14 protein-coding genes are annotated in these 15982 nt (G+C 43.3%); 8 read left to right on the top strand and 6 right to left on the bottom strand.

Features of this window, described 5'->3' with window-relative positions; translation table 11 throughout:
• Nucleotides 1-9: 9 nt before the first annotated feature.
• Nucleotides 10-591, bottom strand: coding sequence for a DNA N-6-adenine-methyltransferase (locus AB9H30_RS05260; protein WP_371193593.1), 582 nt, complete (start codon nt 589-591; stop codon nt 10-12).
• Between the two features lie 388 nt (nt 592-979).
• On the opposite strand from AB9H30_RS05260, the gene AB9H30_RS05255 reads away from it, so the two are divergent.
• Nucleotides 980-3358, top strand: coding sequence for a putative bifunctional diguanylate cyclase/phosphodiesterase (locus tag AB9H30_RS05255; protein ID WP_371193592.1), 2379 nt, complete (start codon nt 980-982; stop codon nt 3356-3358).
• A 2-nt stretch (nt 3359-3360) separates the two neighbouring features.
• Here the strand turns inward: AB9H30_RS05255 and AB9H30_RS05250 are convergent, their stop codons facing one another.
• The 3 genes from AB9H30_RS05250 to AB9H30_RS05240 all read right to left on the bottom strand — a co-directional run bounded on the left by AB9H30_RS05250 (nt 3361) and on the right by AB9H30_RS05240 (nt 4604).
• Entirely contained in the window at nt 3361-3555 is a 195-nt protein-coding gene (locus AB9H30_RS05250; protein WP_371193591.1) for a DUF2970 domain-containing protein, read from the bottom strand.
• 7 nt (nt 3556-3562) lie between these two features.
• On the bottom strand, nt 3563-3868 hold the full coding sequence (locus tag AB9H30_RS05245; protein WP_371193590.1) for a hypothetical protein: 306 nt from the start codon (nt 3866-3868) through the stop codon (nt 3563-3565).
• A 112-nt stretch (nt 3869-3980) separates the two neighbouring features.
• On the bottom strand, nt 3981-4604 hold the full coding sequence (locus AB9H30_RS05240) for a TorF family putative porin (protein ID WP_371193589.1): 624 nt from the start codon (nt 4602-4604) through the stop codon (nt 3981-3983).
• Between the two features lie 342 nt (nt 4605-4946).
• Between AB9H30_RS05240 and rpe the strand changes: the two genes are divergently transcribed.
• The 7 genes from rpe (at nt 4947) to astD (ending at nt 12573) form a co-directional block, all read left to right on the top strand.
• Nucleotides 4947-5609 carry a ribulose-phosphate 3-epimerase gene (gene rpe, locus AB9H30_RS05235; protein ID WP_371193588.1) on the top strand — a complete coding sequence of 221 codons (663 nt, stop codon included), beginning with the start codon at nt 4947-4949 and terminating at the stop codon, nt 5607-5609.
• A gap of 9 nt (nt 5610-5618) precedes the next feature.
• Nucleotides 5619-6629 carry a tryptophan--tRNA ligase gene (gene trpS, locus AB9H30_RS05230; protein WP_371193587.1) on the top strand — a complete coding sequence of 337 codons (1011 nt, stop codon included), beginning with the start codon at nt 5619-5621 and terminating at the stop codon, nt 6627-6629.
• Nucleotides 6630-6635: 6 nt separating this feature from the next.
• Nucleotides 6636-7214, top strand: coding sequence for an aminodeoxychorismate/anthranilate synthase component II (locus AB9H30_RS05225; protein ID WP_371193586.1), 579 nt, complete (start codon nt 6636-6638; stop codon nt 7212-7214).
• Between the two features lie 3 nt (nt 7215-7217).
• Nucleotides 7218-8417 (top strand): HDOD domain-containing protein, encoded by a 1200-nt coding sequence (locus AB9H30_RS05220; RefSeq protein ID WP_371193585.1) that lies wholly within the window; start codon nt 7218-7220, stop codon nt 8415-8417.
• A 366-nt stretch (nt 8418-8783) separates the two neighbouring features.
• Nucleotides 8784-9995 carry an aspartate aminotransferase family protein gene (locus AB9H30_RS05215; protein ID WP_371193584.1) on the top strand — a complete coding sequence of 404 codons (1212 nt, stop codon included), beginning with the start codon at nt 8784-8786 and terminating at the stop codon, nt 9993-9995.
• A 14-nt stretch (nt 9996-10009) separates the two neighbouring features.
• Nucleotides 10010-11053: an arginine N-succinyltransferase gene (gene astA, locus AB9H30_RS05210; protein ID WP_371193583.1), complete on the top strand. Its 1044-nt coding sequence runs from the start codon at nt 10010-10012 to the stop codon at nt 11051-11053.
• A 38-nt stretch (nt 11054-11091) separates the two neighbouring features.
• Nucleotides 11092-12573 carry a succinylglutamate-semialdehyde dehydrogenase gene (gene astD, locus AB9H30_RS05205; RefSeq protein ID WP_371193751.1) on the top strand — a complete coding sequence of 494 codons (1482 nt, stop codon included), beginning with the start codon at nt 11092-11094 and terminating at the stop codon, nt 12571-12573.
• Between the two features lie 20 nt (nt 12574-12593).
• Here astD and AB9H30_RS05200 read toward each other — a convergent pair whose 3' ends face one another.
• Together AB9H30_RS05200 and AB9H30_RS05195 are read right to left on the bottom strand one after the other, a co-directional pair.
• The gene (locus tag AB9H30_RS05200; RefSeq protein ID WP_371193582.1) at nt 12594-13643 is read right to left on the bottom strand and encodes an ACP S-malonyltransferase; all 1050 of its coding nucleotides are present in this window, start codon (nt 13641-13643) and stop codon (nt 12594-12596) included.
• Nucleotides 13643-15931 (bottom strand): thiamine pyrophosphate-dependent enzyme, encoded by a 2289-nt coding sequence (locus tag AB9H30_RS05195; protein ID WP_371193581.1) that lies wholly within the window; start codon nt 15929-15931, stop codon nt 13643-13645. Before AB9H30_RS05195 ends, AB9H30_RS05200 begins: the two co-directional genes overlap by 1 nt.
• Nucleotides 15932-15982 lie beyond the last annotated feature (51 nt).

Genomic DNA, 15982 nt, shown 5'->3' with positions numbered 1-15982 from the left:
TGGCAAGTCTTAACAAGACTTTAAAACCATTCCAACTTTGCTAAAAGTCTTTTTAAAATGGGCAACCTTCGGACCAAAATACAAAAATACCTGACCTCGGGTGTTTCCAGAGACGTGTTTACCATCTCTATTCTCAAAAGCAATACGTTTACTTACCAAGCATATAGCCGACGACTGTGTCAGTAAGTGTTGAAACCATTTCGTTTCTGTGGCGTTATTCACCAGCACTATGCCCTGAGTAATACAACCCTCATGCCAGTGTTTTAAAAATAAATCTACCGATGCGTTAATCAATTGGCGGCTGTAGGGTGGATTCATAAATACGGTACCACTTCCCGTAAACCACTTCTGTTGAAAAGCATCAGTGCCTTCATCGAAAAAACGTTTTGCGCAGATGATTTCATTTGCTTGTTCACTTGAAAATGGGTCTAGATCAATTTCACCAATACTTTGCGTAACAAGTTCAATATACTTTTTTGGCGTAAACCAAGAGTCTGAATCTCTTGCTGGAGCTTCACCGCTGAGAGGCACAGCAGCAATGTAACCGAGCTTTCTGCTGTCAGCTTTATTTAACGCACTTTTCAGAACCATATTACTCTCTTAATATTCTTATCGTGGACAGCCACTTTTATTGTCGTTTTACACTTATTTGCGATAAAAATTATCATCAATGATGATAAGGAAATAGTACAGGCTTTTTAAGCCAAATACCTGCGTTAAGACCCTATTTTGCTTATAAATTGTCCGTACTCTCCCATTTCTAGCTATTCTCCTAATTTGTTTGCTTGGATTGCCGATACTGTAGACATTGGAAGGCGTGTATTTGTAGATTCATTGTCAAATTGAGTTACACTTTAAGAATCAGAGTTTTACGCGAAATGTATTCACAAGAAAAAAGGACAAACACACTCAAGTAGCTATGAATATATTGCATGGGTTATTATCAAAGATGTTGATACTGGTTGTGATAGTGGCAGTAATGTCTCTCGCAGCTTCGTACACCTTTGTGTCTATTCAACAGGAAAAAAACCTGCAAGCTAATATAGAGGCCTTACAACTCAGTCACTTTAGCACCAGCAGCCTGTTATTTAACAATCAAATGGCCGAACAAGTGCTGTCTGCTGAAGAAGTGATCATGCTGAGTAACTTAGTAGACAAAACCCCCGAACAAGCCAATCAGTTTTTTACAAAAGTCTGGCCACGCCTGCAACTGAGTCTTTCTCTTTCTTCAATGTCGTTCACAAATGGCGCCAAGAGCTTTACGTTCGGTCAATTCCCAGAAAGTAAAATGGATAATATGCAAACACTTTCTCGTACTAACTTGCGCACCCAATCCGGCATTTTGTGCCATTTAATGTGCGAGCTTGCGACAACGGTTCCGGTAAATTTTCAGGGTGAAACATGGTCGCTGTCTTTATTAGCCAGTTTAGATCCCACGATTATTCTGCTCAATCAGGTTATGGGCAGTGACATTGGCGTGATATCACCTTTTGAGCCGGCCGTGGCTGACAACAATACTCTCACGCGATACATATCAGAGGTAATGACCGGCATTGAAAAAAGTAGAGGATTGCGAAATAAAGAGTTAAACGACGAAGATTTTATTTCACTTGAATCAGAGGGTTTGTTGATCAACGTTGAAAACAAAAATTATTTTGTTTGGTTTCAGCTTTTCAATGGGATTGGACCCGATCTTAAGCTAATGTTCATCAGAGATATTTCTGGCAATTTATTAGCTCAACAGCAAGACCAAAAAGAACAAGTTATCGTTATTTTTGTAACCTTAACATTTGGCATTCTGCTTTTTCTTATCCTGTTTTCCATCATCCCTATTTCTAAAATTAACCAGCTCAAACGTGCCATTAAGTTAATTGGGGCCAAAGAATATAATATCGCTAGGTATCGTCTTGGCAAAAGAGGTAGAGCGTTGCTGCCTGACGAGTTAGACGATCTAGAAGACGAGTTCCGTCATGCGATTGATGTCTTAGAATCTTATGAACAAGAACTCAGTAATTCTCAAAAACGGCTGGTTCGTCAAGCAACCATCGACAGTATCACAGGCCTGTTTACCCGCAATGTGTTGATTGAAGATTTAGGTAATATGAATCGAGAAGAGCATATTAATAATGTTGCTATTTTCTTTCTTGACCTAGACGGATTCAAACCGGTAAATGATAACTTAGGACACGAAGCTGGCGACATCATGCTAAAGAAAATTGGCTACCGGCTCAAAGGCGTTGTAAATAAATTTATTCGGGTATATCGAATTGGCGGCGATGAGTTTGTGATTTGTTACACGAACTATACTTCCGATGAAGCTTTAAAATCAATGGCCGATGTGGTGGTCGAATTGTTTTCAGCGCCATTCCATATCTATGACACCAGTATTAGCATTAGCGCAAGTATTGGCATTGCTTTTCAAGATGCTCAGGCCATCGAGCCTGACCGTTTGCTGCGCTACGCAGATATTGCGATGTATCAGGCAAAAGAAGACGGTAAAAACTGCTATGCCTTTTTTAACGACCAAATGCGTCAAAGCGCACAACGTCGTTTTACTATTAAAAATGACTTCATTTCATCGCTTGCAAGCGATCAACTCAGGGTAGTCTTTCAGCCGGTGGTATGCGCAAATACGCGCGAAGTGATCAAACTCGAGGCATTATGCCGGTGGCATCACCCAGAACTGGGGCATATTCCACCACCGGTGTTTATCGATGTAGTGGAAGAAAGTGAGAACATGAACACGCTGTTTGAGTGGATTGTGGGCAATGTACTCGAAGAAATATTGTATCTAGATGGGATTGGTCTGAGTAATGTTGTGGTATCAGTTAATCTGAGCCCCTCTCAGTTAGTTAACGACACCGCGCTTTCAATATTAAGCAATATGATTGCAGACCGCGATATCGCGGCTCAGAGAATCGAACTAGAACTTACAGAAACATCAGTTATTACGAGCTTTGAGCAAGCCAAAATTTGGATCCAACAGGCCACCGACATAGGCTTTAAAATTGCAATTGATGACTTTGGCGCCGGCTACTCCTCTTTGTCTTATCTCACCGCATTTCCATACGATACCGTAAAACTTGATCGCTCTTTGTTGAACAACATTGATAAAGATAAGCGTCAGCAGAGAATTGTGGGCTCATTAACCCAGATGTTGCATGGTCTCTCAGTGCCAATTGTTGCTGAAGGTGCTGAAACAGAGGCACACTTTGAACAGCTGCGTTTGTTAGGATGTGATTATATCCAGGGTTATTTGATATCAAGGCCTATTGGTCATGAGGAACTGGTCGTGTTTTTGCAGGCACAACCTAAAGTAAAACAGAGACAAATAATGATGGAGAACAAAAGTAAGTAAACTTACGTTACCAGCATCGCTACAGCCAATATTGATAACACCAACACAACCACCATCACCACGCCAACCAAAACGAAGGGCACGATACTATTGGCTTGAGTAAAGTCTTGTTCATAATTACGCTGGGTTTGCACACCCAAAAAACTGGCCAATACACTTTTAACAATTTGCCAAAGGGAGAGTGAAGAAAGATTCATTGCGCGCCTATGGGTTACGTTCAAGTAGCTCTAATAAGTCAACAAAGTGAAATTGCGCAGATTCAGGCTGCTTAAATAGCCATGTTACCCAATTAATTTGCTGACTATTGCGATTACATAAGGCATCGACATCTGCGTTGCCCTTTTGTAATTGATGAGTTGATACTGCATTAGATGATGCGAAGCTGAAAGAAGCGTTATGGCAAGGCGCATTCGCCGAGCTTAACATTAGAAAGACACTCGCAAACACAGCACAGCCCGAAACCGCAAGGGTAGCAATAAGCTTTTTTAGGTTTTGCTTTGACTTTGACATTGTGCGCGCTCCGATAATGCTAGGAGTTTAGTCGAAATCATAAAAAAACGCCAACTTATAAAGTCAGCGTTTGTGGATTTATTGCTATTGCCAAGACTTGGCGAATGAAAAGCTACAAACTAAATGCTTTTGCAATTGAAAAATAGACCGATTCATCATTATCTAAATCGCTGTCGCTCTTAATAAATGCGACACCTACATCAAATCCTTCAAAGCTGCCACCGTAGCCTATTTCAAGGTAATTTCCTTCGTAATCACCACCAAAAATACCCACCGTGCCATAAAAACTTTCGTATTCGCCAGTTATACCGGTAAAGGTATAAGAATCATCAGGATCGCCCTCTCCATCACGCTCACCTATGGTATATTCCACGCTTATAAAATCATATCCCGCTGACAAATTTATTTCGTTATATTCGGTGTCAAAGTTACCCGTATATTGATACGTTGTAAGGCCTGCACCTAAAGATAAGCCGCTTTCAAACTCAAAACCATAACCGCCGTATAAATCGATTTCCAATCCATCTTCAACATCTGCGGCCCAAACACCGGCATAAAATCCGCCGGAAGTGACATCAATACCACCATTAGCAGTTGCCGTAGTATTTTGGACTATGCCACGAAAATGATATTCGCTTAGCAGACCGACATTGGCAGACCACTCGGTTTCTGCCACAGCGTTCGAGCTAGCCAGGGTGCTTACTAACAATGACGCCGCAATAAGTGTTTTTTTCATGTTTACCATGTGTATTCTCCGTGTTTTCTCATAAAGTGTGTTGATAGCGAAGCGTCTTTTATTTTAGTTTTATTAGCGCCGATGAGATTTCTTTATGCAAAACCAACACCAAACTGAAAAAAATGTGATGATTTATTTTAAGTCTTTGTAATTTAATTATTATTTTGTAAATCATTTAGAACACTAAAAATAATATTTATAAAAATAGCTAGCGATAACTGAGCTTGTCGCACCATTTTGTTACACTATCACCAAGAAGGGGCAATCTTTGTCCTTTGCCTAACTACATAAGTTCGTTACACTTTTGTCTATTCGTTATATTTACTCTTTTATGAGGTTTTCATGTTTCCAGCCCTAATCGCCCCGTCTATATTATCAGCGGATTTTGCGCGTCTCGGGGAAGACGTTGAAGCGGTGCTAAATGCAGGTGCCGATGTCGTGCACTTTGATGTAATGGACAATCACTATGTGCCGAACTTAAGCTTTGGCCCAATGATTTGCAGCGCATTAAGAAAATATGGCATTAGCGCTGATATTGATGTGCATTTAATGGTAAGTCCGGTAGATGATCTTATCGAACGCTTTGCCGAAGCCGGTGCCAGTATGATTAGCTTTCACCCAGAAGCGACTCAACACCTTGACCGCAGCATCGAGTTAGTCAAAAGCCATGGCTGCAAGGTGGGCTTAGCGCTAAATCCGGCTAGTTCTTTGAGCCTTTTAGATCACGTATTACACAAACTTGACTATGTATTAATCATGTCGGTTAATCCTGGCTTTGGTGGTCAGGTGTTTATTGAGCATAGCATTGAAAAGATAAAGGCTTTAAAATCGCGTATCGATGACGCCAATTTAAACGTTCGCATAGAAGTCGATGGCGGCATCAACAGCAAAAACATTGCGCGCGCCCGAGCGGCGGGTGCTGATATGTTTGTAGCAGGCTCTGCTATCTTTAATACCGATGATTACCAGCAAACCATTACGCAATTAAAACAACTTATTAGCTAGGAAATAACTGTGACGAAACCTGCAAGACCAGTAGTATTAAGCGGCTGCCAACCCTCTGGCCAGCTCACCATGGGCAACTATATGGGTGCATTGCGCCAATGGGTTGATATGCAGACTACTCACGATTGTTTGTATATGATTGTCGATTTACATGCCATTACTGTAAGACAAGAGCCAGAGCAGCTTAAACAGGCCTGCTTAGACGGTCTAGCGCTTTATTTAGCCTGCGGTATTGATCCTGACAAAAGCACCATTTTTATGCAGTCGCATGTACCCGAGCACGCCCAGCTAGCTTGGGTATTAAACTGCTTTACACAAATGGGTGAGCTTAATCGCATGACCCAATTCAAAGATAAATCTGCAAAAAATGCCAACAACATTAATGTCGGTTTATATGCTTATCCTGTGCTTCAAGCTGCCGATATTTTGTTATATCAGGCAAATGAAGTGCCCATTGGCGAGGATCAAAAACAACACTTAGAATTGACGCGCGATATTGCCACACGATTTAATAATATTCATGGCGATATATTTACGATGCCCGAGCCATTTATTCCTAAGTCTGGCGCACGAGTAATGAGTCTACAAGACCCAACCAAAAAGATGTCAAAATCAGACGAAAATCCTAACAATGTCATAGGTCTTTTAGAAGACCCAAAAAAACTCACCAAAAAAATCAAACGGGCGGTAACTGACTCTGACGAACAAGCTCGCATTTACTTCGACACAGCTGAAAAGCCCGGCGTATCTAACTTGTTGTCTTTACTCTCGTGTGCCACTGGGCGAACTGTAGAGGAGCTAGTACCCGAGTATGAAGACAAAATGTATGGGCATTTAAAAGGCGATGTTGCTGAAGCTGTGGTGGCTATGCTAACGCCCATTCAAAGTGAATATCAGCGCATTCGCAGCGATAGTCAGTATCTGCAAAATGTAATGCATAACGGCAGTGCTAAAGCTCAGGCCATTGCGTCCGATACATTAAGCAAGGTATACCAAACGCTGGGTTTTGTGCAGAGGTAATTGCAGGTGGTGTTAATAATCGATAACTACGATTCATTTACATTTAACCTAGCCCGTTACTTTGAAGAACTCCAGCACTCGGTGACCGTTGTAAAAAATGATGCAACAACAATAGATGAGCTGCGTCACTTGAATTTTGACCACTTAGTGATCTCACCTGGTCCATGTACTCCTAACGAGTCAGGCATTTCTCTAGCTGCTATTTCAGCATTTAAAGGTAAGTGCCCCATTTTAGGAGTGTGTCTAGGTCATCAGGCGATTGCCCAACATATGGGCGCGAAAGTGACACAGGCGAAACATATTCGTCATGGCAAAACGTCAAATATTCAATGTGACAATCAGTCTATTTTGTTTGCAGATTGTAAACCTAGGTTTATCGCCACGCGTTATCATTCTTTGATAGTGGAAAAATCTAGTTTACCGACTCAGTTTCATGTGAGTGCTTGGTGTGATGATTGTAATATGACCGAAGTCATGGCAATTGAAGATCGCAAGCTTAGATTATACGGCGTGCAGTTTCACCCTGAATCTTTGCTTACCGATTGTGGACACCAAATACTGCAGAACTTTTTAACACTTGGATAGTGAATGAAAAAGAGCGTTTCACAGTTAGCTGCCATATATAACAATCGATTTGAACAACTCCTTCTGTCGCTGGATGAGGCTATTTTACTGGCGGGCCAAAAAACTGAAACCATGAGGATGATGGAGGACTCTGAACAAGCAGAGTCGCGACGCAAACTTTTGATGGTTGAGGAGCTCGCAAATAAACAGCGTGAAATTGCCGCTACCCAAGAGAATAATTTCCTTCATCAAATTGAAGCCGATTTTCATCGCACATTTATACCTGACCTCGAAAAACGCTTTCTCGATACTGAAGATTTACTTTATAACGTGCTTGAGTTTGACTTGGCGATTGGCAAACTGCTCGATATTTTATACACCGAATCGTGCTCTATTTCGAGATTGGTAGAATGTATTGAAAAAGTCGAATGGCTAAAAATTTCTTTACTGAAGTTTGTACGCCAGCCGAAGTATCGCAGAGTAGACTCTCAAGGGCACCCTGTGATTTTAAAGACATTACACAGTGCACTGAGCTTTATAGGCGTAGAAAGTTTGCGCTCACTGGTGCCGGTTCTTATCGCAAAGCATTGTATGCCTCCACATTCGGAGTTTACCCCTGATCTACAAAAGAACCTTTGGCTGTACACCATAGGAACGGGAAATATAGGTAAGTCCTTGGCTGACAAACGCGGGATAAGACCTCACTTTGGGTTTAACCTCGGCTTATTTTCGACCTTGGGTCGTGCCATTATTGCTACCCTGTATTTACGCTCATTCGATGATAAGTTGCGTGAGCGCATTATTGATGCACGTAGAAAAAACAATCCCAATCAAGCCAAAGCGCTGGCATCTTTAAAGCCTTCTCATAAATACATTATGACACTATGGAATAAGCATGCAGTGAACATTAACTCTGCTGTCTTTAATCAATTAAAATGTAAGTGGCTTTTAATAGGAATGGGATTTGAAGACTACACTTCCATCCGCTCAATTAGCTTTAAGTTTCTCGAAGAGCACAACTTACACCCACTTACTAAACTGCTATTTAATGCGCAAGGCTACATGCAGTTTAAGATGATGCAAACCCATAAATTAATGAGCAAAGAAGCTTCGATGCTTTATTTGCGAAACTTTGGGATAAAATCAGACGATGTTGCGGTAGTAACAAAGATAAACTTGACTGGTATCGAGCTTAAGATCACTGAAGTATCTGAAGAAATCTGACCTTGCCTAAATTAAGGTGCAAAATATTTTTGCATGAATATGCGCTAGCGCACCTGCAAACTCATTTTACTGACTGATAACACACCGAAATAGCGTCCTCAGCGGTCGTAATTCAAATATCTCCTCGCTCAGTCAGGCGGTTTACATTCTGTTTTTTATTGCCCTTAAAATATAATTATTCACTTCATCTGCAAATATCTGCATCCTTAATAAAAACAAGCTCTCGGGGCCTTTACTATTAGCGACTAACGATAATTATTCTGGCATACTAGACGGCCAATTTGTCGTTATATCGGCAAATCCTGTAGCGTTTTCTAATGGTTAGAAGCCGCCAGATTCGTTTTTAAAGAAAGCAGAGGTATTTACATGCAAGTCACCAGAGACACCTTCAATCAAGTAATGGTACCTAACTACAATCCTGCGGCTATGGTGCCGGTGCGCGGAGAAGGCTCTCGCGTGTGGGATCAAGAGGGTATTGAATATATTGATTTTGCCGGTGGCATTGCGGTAAATGTCTTGGGTCATTGTCACCCAGAGCTTGTCAAAGCACTAGCCGAACAAGGCAGCAAACTTTGGCACTTAAGCAACGTATTCACGAATGAACCTGCACTTCAACTCGCGCAAAAACTCACTGACGCGACGTTTGCCGATAAAGTCTATTTCGCAAACTCAGGCGCAGAAGCCAATGAAGCGGCATTAAAATTAGCCCGCAGATATGCACTCGACCACTTCGGCCAAGAAAAAGATCAAATCATTGCTTTTGCTAAGGGCTTTCATGGTCGCACCTTTTTTACCGTAACAGTTGGCGGCCAGCCGGCATACTCTGATGGCTTTGGACCAAAGCCCGGAGCGATTGTGCACTGCGAGTACAATAATTTAGACGCGCTTAAAGCGCTTGTCTCTGAGCGTACATGCGCCATCATGATGGAGCCAATGCAGGGTGAAGGCGGCATTATCGTGCCTGATGTAGCATTTATAAAAGGCGTTCGAGCCCTATGTGATGAACATAATGCCTTGCTTATTTTCGATGAAGTACAATCCGGCATGGGCCGTACCGGTAAGTTATTCGACTACATGAATACCGGCGTCACGCCAGACATTCTTACCTCTGCAAAGTCACTCGGTGGCGGCTTTCCGGTAGGTGCTATGCTTACAACTGACAAAGTATCGGCCAGCTTAAAACCGGGCACTCATGGCAGCACATACGGTGGCAACCCATTGGCCTGTGCAATTGCCGAGAAAGTTTTCGATATCGTCAATACATCAGAAGTACTCGAAGGGGTACTTCACAAAGAAGCGCTGTTCCGTGAAAAGCTACATGCGATAAATGAAAAGCATCATGTCTTCTCAGAAATACGCGGTAAGGGCATGCTCTTGGGCTGCGCCCTGAATGACAAGTACAAGGGTCACGCAAAAGATATTATGACTGCTGCAACTGAGCAGGGCTTAATGTGCTTAATCGCGGGTATGGATGTAGTTCGTTTTGCGCCATCTTTAATCATTCCTGACGAAGACATCATTGAAGGTTTAGAACGCTTCGAGCGCGGTATTGCTAAATTCATTGCTAACGCTGAATAAGGCGGGCAATCTATATGTTGATTATCCGCCCTATCAGGGAAAGTGATTACGATGCGCTTTACGCCATTGCTAAAGAATCAGGCATTGGTTTTACATCGTTACCAGTAAATGAAAAGCTACTTAGAAAGAAAATTACAGATGCCCAGCTAGCATTTGCCAGCAACCCATCAGAGCCCGGCGCGCAAAGTTATTTATTTGTCATGGAAGACAGCGAAACCGGTGAAGTGGTGGGTACCTCGGGTATCGAAGCCACGGTAGGATTACAAGATGCGTTTTATCACTATCATGTTAGTAAAGTGGTACATGCTTCAAGAGAGTTAGGCGTTCACAATACCGTAGATATTTTAAGTTTAGGTAACGACTACACCGGCGTAAGCGAAATATGCACTTTATTTTTACGCGAAAAAGCACGCAAAGGCCTCAATGGCCGCCTGTTGTCAAAGTTTCGCTTCTTGTTTATGGCTCAGCACCCGCATCGATTTTCAGACACCGTTTTTGCAGAAATGCGCGGAATTTCTGATGAAAATGGAAAAAGCCCGTTTTGGGAATGGCTTGAGAAACACTTTTTCTCAGTAGATTTTCCTACCGCAGACTACTTGACCGGTATCGGCAATAAAGTGTTTATTGCTGAGTTAATGCCCAAATATCCCATATATATTAATTTACTCTCCAAAGAGGCCCAAGCCGCGATTGGCAAGGTGCATGAGAAAACCAAGCCAGCTTTAAGATTGCTTCAACAGGAAGGTTTTAAGAACCGAGGCTACGTTGACATTTTTGACGCTGGACCGACGATTGAAGCTGATGTCGCGAACATTACTACCGTTCGCAACAGCAAGGCGCGTAAGGTGCTCATCAAGGCTAATTTTAGTAGTGAAAATGCAAGACAATATATTGTCATCAATAATGAGATTGCTAACTTTAGAGCCTGCTTAGCGCCGGTGCAAATATCGGAAGCGGGCGAAGCCGTTATGAGCCAAGAAACCGCCGATGCGCTGTTGCTAGACCCTAACACCGACAATATAGTCCGCCTCACTGCCTGCGCAGCGAAAACCAGCTAAATTACGCATAATCAATAGGGAGTCCCCTTGTGACCGATATCAACAGTGAAGCAACGCATTTTATTAACGGACAGTGGCAAAGTGGTCATGACGAACTTTTTAAGTCAATCGATCCAGCTAAAAATGTAAGCATATGGCAAGGCAAAGCAGCCAGTGCAGAACAAATAAACGAAGCTGTTAAAGCAGCGCGCAATGCATTTATCAAATGGTCTTTGGCAGAGTTTAGTGAGCGCTTAGGGATTATTAAGCAGTTTGCAGTATTACTCGAAGAGCATAAACCTATTTTGGCTAAACTCATCGCTCAAGAAACCGGCAAACCTGAATGGGAAACGGCCACAGAAGTGGGCGCTATGATTGGTAAAGCAAGTATCTCAGAACGCGCATACCATGAGCGAACCGGTACCGTCGAAAACCCTATGCCAGCAGGGCGCGCAGTATTAAGGCATCGACCACATGGTGTAGTGGCGGTTTTTGGGCCCTATAATTTCCCGGGGCATCTGCCGAATGGGCATATTATTCCCGCACTGTTAGCGGGCAACACGGTGGTTTTCAAACCCAGCGATTTAACACCTTTGGTAGCAGAGTATACGGTTAAACTATGGCAACAAGCGGGTTTGCCCAACGGTGTGTTGAATCTAGTACAAGGTCAAGTAGATACCGGTAAGGCACTAGCGGGTCATGCACATATTGATGGCTTGTTTTTTACTGGTAGTTCAAACACCGGTAAATTATTACACGAACAGTTTGCGGGTAATCCCGGCAAAATTCTCGCGCTAGAAATGGGCGGTAATAATCCGCTGATAGTTACCGATGTAGCGGATACTAAAGCCGCGGTTCACGATATCATTCAATCTGCTTTTGTTACATCAGGTCAACGCTGCACCTGTGCACGTAAACTGTTTGTCCCCCAGACTGAAGCCGGTGATGCGCTAATTGCCATGCTGGTCAAAGCCACCAAAAAAATACGAGTTGGCCACTATGATGATGCTGAGCAACCGTTTATGGGCGCTATGATATCTTCACGAGCTGCATCATTGATGGCCGCGGCACAGCAGCACTTACTCAATATAGGCGCGACCTCGTTGGTTCAGTTAGTACACCAAGATATCAACACAGGATTTGTAAGCCCTGGGATTATCGATGTTACGGCTATTGCAGCTGATATGCCAGACGAAGAGCATTTTGGGCCACTTTTAAAAGTGATACGCTATACCGATATTGATCAAGCTATCACCCTAGCCAACAACACAAAGTTTGGTTTGTCAGCGGGCCTTCTAGCTGATAGCCAAGCCGATTATGACTACTTTTTGCCTCGCATTCGGGCAGGTATTGTGAACTGGAATCGTCCAATTACCGGCGCTTCTAGCGCGGCACCTTTTGGTGGTATAGGCGAAAGCGGTAATCATAGAGCGAGTGCCTACTATGCGGCAGACTATTGCGCATACCCTGTTGCTTCTGTAGAACTTGAAAAAGTGGCTTTGCCCGCAACCTTGAATCCAGGCTTAGATCTCGATCTCTAAGAGCAAGGATTGTCGTCAACCTACATCACCAATTTGCGTTGCCCCTCAAGACCCATTGCAAGAATGAATGGGTCTGTCTTTTGTAGGGCGATAAAATCTTGTTTGTTATTTAAATCTAACCACTTTTGCTGAATTAAGCTTTGCGCAACCGCGCCCCCTAGCGTCGCGCCGGGGCCTAAAACAATCAGTTTGTCAGGGGAGAACTCCTTTATAGAGACTTCAATTGCCTTGGTAAAATTATACGTGTCGACAACCTGAGTACCCAAAGTATAGTCGTAAAGTGATTGTGGATCGCAGCTATAGGGTTGCCATATTTGTCCCAAACCGTCTATTAGCGGAACATGGGGCGCCTTGAATAGGCTCGGTGCTAAAAGGGCCTTTGCTTTTACCGAAATCTCATTTAACAACGGTGTATGAAACGCCGCATGATTAAACAAATTCATCGGATAACGGTCCTGTACTTTCTCAAGTGCTTGCTCTAAGGCCTTTAAGCCCTTTTTATTGCCCCCAAACACGACGTACCCGCCGAGTTTAATCGATACATAAACCTCACAACCTGACTTACTATTTATATCTATTAGCACGCGTTCTGTTGTGTCTAGCATTTTCTGATCTACGCGCCAGTTTTCATCGCTTATCGGATAAATCATTTGACCACCAATAACGCCCTTTACCATCATCGAGCCCATGGTATTGATAAGCTCAATAGCCGCCATCGCATCAAGTGCACCCGCTGCAGCTAGGGCAATATACCAGCCCATAGAATTACCAGTAACGGCCACGACCTCGTATTTGTCACGATTAATTGCTTGAAAGTCTGCAATCGCACATGCGTAAATCAAAGCAGACGCGTTTTCTCCGGCGGTATGCGTGCGCATATTGAACTGATCAGCCTGGTCCAAAGATTGAATGCTCACTTGCCCCTGCTGCTTACGATAGGCGTCAATGTTGGCAACAAATTCGACTTTGTCAGGATGTAAACGTTGCAGGTAGCCTAAATCTTCCTTGTTGTAAGTTCCGCGACCAGGACAAATCACGACCACTCGCTTTTTTTGCTGAATCGCGTTCATTAGGCGCTCCCTACTTTTGCTGTTATTACATCAAGCATAGGGCTCGCTTGCTTGCCCACTAATATCAATGCTTCCTCTACGATTTGCTGAGTTGAAGGTAAAACGTGATAGGCCGCATTACCTAAGGGAATAAAACTGTCGTGAGCGGCAATACGGCTTATGTTTACGTTGCTTTGAGTATGGGCTGACTCTGCTAGCAGGGTAAATAGCGCCTCACTGATAGACCCGGTTTTTCGACACTCATCCACAATCAACACATTTTCGCATTCGTTTGCCTGCTCAATGATGCCTTTTTCATCAAGCGGAGCAAGCCAGCGCAGGTCAACCACGCGACACTCTACTCCCTGCTCAGTGAGGAGTTTTTCAGCTTGTCTTGATAAGTAGTAACCGTTTCCATAAGAAAGGATGCACAGACGTTTGCCTTTACCATACACACTTACCCCTTGGCTCTCAGTAATGCTTTTAGCAGATTCAGCTTCCGATAGTGGCGTTACGTATTCTGAGGTCCACAGTCCGTCCCCTTCAGCGTGCAAGTCTTTTGTCATATACAGCGCGATAGGTTCTAAAAAAACCACTAAACGCTGCTGTTCTCGTGCCAATCGCACGCTTGCTCTCATCATTTCGACGGCATCAGCACCGTTCGATGGGCAGGCCAGAATTAGCCCCGGAATATCTCGAAATACTGCAAAGGAATTGTCGTTATGAAAGTGTCCACCAAAGCCCTTCTGATAAGCCAAGCCAGCGATTCTAATGACCATTGGATTGCTAAATTGCCCGTTCGAGAAGAACGGTAAGGTGGCGGCTTCACCGCGTATTTGGTCTTCTGCATTGTGTACATACGCTAAAAATTGAATCTCAGGAATAGGTAAAAAACCGTTGTGCGCCATACCGATGGCTAAACCCAGAATAGACTGCTCATCTAACAAGGTATTAATCACCCTATTTTTACCGAAACGTTCACAGAGTTTGCTGGTAACATTATATACGCCGCCTTTGGTGCCAATATCTTCGCCACACATCACGATATTTTCATTCTCAGCCATCAGGTCCATTAATGCCCAGTTTAGCAACTTAGCCATGTGTTGTTTTTTGCTGATATTATGTTTTTCATGGGCAAACAGTGGTGCTCTTTGTTCATCGCTTAAGGGCTTGTGGTATTTAGCATGCTTGGCTGAATAGGAGATGGCCGGCGCAATACTGCCTTTCACCGCTTCGGCACTGTCTAATTTCGGCTTTGTGATGGCTTGTAGTGCAATACGCGCTATTCGTTGTTCAATCTCTTCGTAAATACGGATAATTTGCTCAGCGCCTAAAATGTCATTTTCAAGCAATATTCGTGCAGTGTGTAACAAGGGATCTTGAAATTCTGTTGCTTCGATTGCCGACTCTTTCCGATATACAAACTCTGCATCAGATCCTGCATGGCCTAAAATTCTGACTGTGCGCATATGCAAAAACACTGGCTTACCGTATTGGCGAGCCAAATGTTCAGCGTGTCTCGCTTTAAGGTAAGTATCTAAAACATTGAGACCGTCGCAATAAAGGTAAGTCAAACCCGCTCTATTTTGATAGTTGGCAGCAATCCACCCCTCAGGAGTTGAAGTAGATATGCCAATGCCATTGTCTTCACAAATATACACAATTGGCATCTTTATGGATTGATACGCTGCCCATGCGGTGCTGTTCAATGCGCCTTGGGTAGTAGAATGATTGGAAGATGCATCGCCAAAGTTACAAATAATGACGCTGTTTTCAGGAATGTTTCCTTCTAATGCTAAGCGTTTAGCCAGGGGAATGCTGTAAGCGGCGCCCATTGCTTTTGGCAGATGAGAGGCAATGGTGCTGGTTTGCGGCGGTATGGATAAAGCTTTGCTACCAAGAACTTTATGACGGCCACCTGACATTGGGTCATCTTTAGAAGCGGCGAATGATAACAACATGTCGTATAGCGGTGTTTGACCCGGAACCTGCTTGCTTCTCTGGATCACAAACGCACCACTGCGATAGTGCAAAAACGCCATATCAGTGGGCTTGAATGCTTTTGCATAAGCAGCGTTACCCTCATGGCCAGAGCTACCAATAGTATAAAAGCTCTGTCCATTTTTTTGCATAATTCGTGACTGCAAATCCAAATGACGACTCATTACCTGAGACTCAAAAATATCGACAATTTCACTGTGACTTAAGCCAACATCACTGGGGGATAACGTAACGCTCGAAGTGGGTAATTTTGCGCTGCGAACAAAATTGATAAAGTTATCTCTTACCAATTGATTACGATTAGACATGTTGGCTCCACATATAGGTGACGCGATTGGGCTTGCTACTTTCACAAGCCC

Origin of the sequence: Glaciecola sp. SC05, assembly GCF_041380235.1 — a bacterium.
Classification (GTDB): Bacteria; Pseudomonadota; Gammaproteobacteria; order Enterobacterales; family Alteromonadaceae; genus Glaciecola.
This window is presented reverse-complemented; position numbering and strand designations above follow the sequence as displayed.